We start from the raw sequence: 1,729 nt of genomic DNA, 5'->3' as shown, positions 1-1,729 counted from the left end.
GTCGCGGCCCCAGGCGTACTCATGGCTCATCGGCTGCACGAAGAAGCCGAGCGCCGAGCGCGGGCCGAAGCCAAGCATGCCGATGGCGCAACCGCAGAGGATGATGATGGCCGGCGTGCGCCAGGTGGAGGAACGCGAGACCGGACCGAGCTCGCCCGCTTGTGTGGACATGGTGTTCCTCATCTTGTCGTTGGCGGATCCGAAATAGGCAGCCACAGGCAGCTCGTTTAATGCAAATGCATGAACATCCCAAGTCAAAAATGGTTGCGTTCCACGAAGGGCTCCCGCGGGAGCACTGCGTTTCAGCCAGACCTGGTCCGGCGCAGTGGAGTGCGACTTGACGGGAATGTGTGCGAGGAGACCTAGCAACTCCCGGCCATGCGTGATATCTTTAATCTACTCAGATTGAGCATATATGGGCGCTGTCGACATGCGATCCGGCCTCTCGGCCGGATTTCTCAGGCTCTATATATACTCAATTTGAGTATAACAACCATGCACGGGAGGCTTCGATGCCGATCACTGGACTTTACGGCCCCGACGACTTTGCCAACCGGCCGCAAGGCCAAGCCGCCAACCCGGTCACGACCTCTCCACGCGCCGCGCCGGCGCGAACGGGATCCACGCTGCCGATGCCCTCGCTGCAATGGACCGATGAGGTCGAGCGCGCCACCGCGCCTCTCTATGAGCGCGTGAAGCACGTGATCCCGCCGATCGAGTGGCCGCTGATGGCGCCGACGATCAAGGCGATCAACGAGCTGAAGCAGGCGCGCGGCGCGGTGATCCTCGCGCACAATTACCAGGCCCCGGAGATCTTCCACTGCGTCGCCGACATCGGCGGCGATTCGCTCCAGCTCGCCGTCGAGGCCACCAAGGTGAAGGCAGGGATCATCGTCCAGTGCGGCGTGCACTTCATGGCCGAGACCTCGAAGCTGCTCAACCCGGACAAGACGGTGCTGATCCCGGACTCGCGCGCCGGCTGCTCGCTTGCCGCCAGCATCACGGGCGCAGACGTTCGCCTGCTCCGCGAGAAATTTCCCGGCGTTCCCGTCGTCGCCTATGTCAACACGTCGGCGGAGGTGAAGGCCGAGGTGGACATCTGCTGCACCTCGTCGAACGCGGTGCAGGTGGTCGAGAGCCTGGGCGCTCGAAGCGTGATCTTCCTGCCCGACCGCTATCTCGCGACCTACGTGGCCTCGAAGACCGACGTGAAGATCATCGCCTGGAAGGGCGCCTGCGAGGTGCATGAGCGCTTCACCGGCGCGGAGCTGCGCGGCCTTCGCGAGGCCGATCCCTCCGTTCAGATCATCGCCCATCCCGAATGCCCGCCGGACGTTCTGGCGGAGGCCGACTTCACCGGCTCGACCGCGCACATGATCAACTGGGTGCGCGCAAAGCGGCCGCGGCGGCTGGTGATGATCACGGAATGCTCGATGGCCGACAATGTGCGCGCCGAGCTGCCTGACGTGGAGATGCTGCGTCCGTGCAATCTCTGCCCGCACATGAAACGCATCACGCTAGCCAACATTCTGGAGAGCCTGCTGACGCTGCGCGAGGAGATCACGATCGACCCCGCGCTCGCGATGCGCGCGCGACGATCGGTCGAGCGGATGATCAATCTGAAGAATTGAAGAGCAACACGCAGCCACAACACCGCTGTCGTCCCGGCGAAGGCCGGGACCCTTAACCACAGGAAGATGTGGTTGCGAAGAACGACGTCGAACAGCTG

At 63.3% G+C, this 1,729-nt stretch carries 1 protein-coding gene and 1 pseudogene; one reads left to right on the top strand and one right to left on the bottom strand.

Annotation, left to right across the window (positions count from 1 at the left end):
- Positions 1-171 (bottom strand): annotated as a pseudogene (locus AC1D00_RS39870) (MFS transporter); the annotation flags it as partial.
- 341 nt (positions 172-512) lie between these two features.
- Here AC1D00_RS39870 and nadA point away from each other — a divergent pair.
- Positions 513-1,631, top strand: coding sequence for a quinolinate synthase NadA (gene nadA / locus AC1D00_RS39865; RefSeq protein WP_477014473.1), 1,119 nt, complete (start codon positions 513-515; stop codon positions 1,629-1,631).
- The last annotated feature ends 98 nt before the right edge of the window (positions 1,632-1,729 follow it).

The sequence above is a fragment of the Bradyrhizobium sp. P2_E8 genome (assembly GCF_056403875.1).
This window is presented reverse-complemented; position numbering and strand designations above follow the sequence as displayed.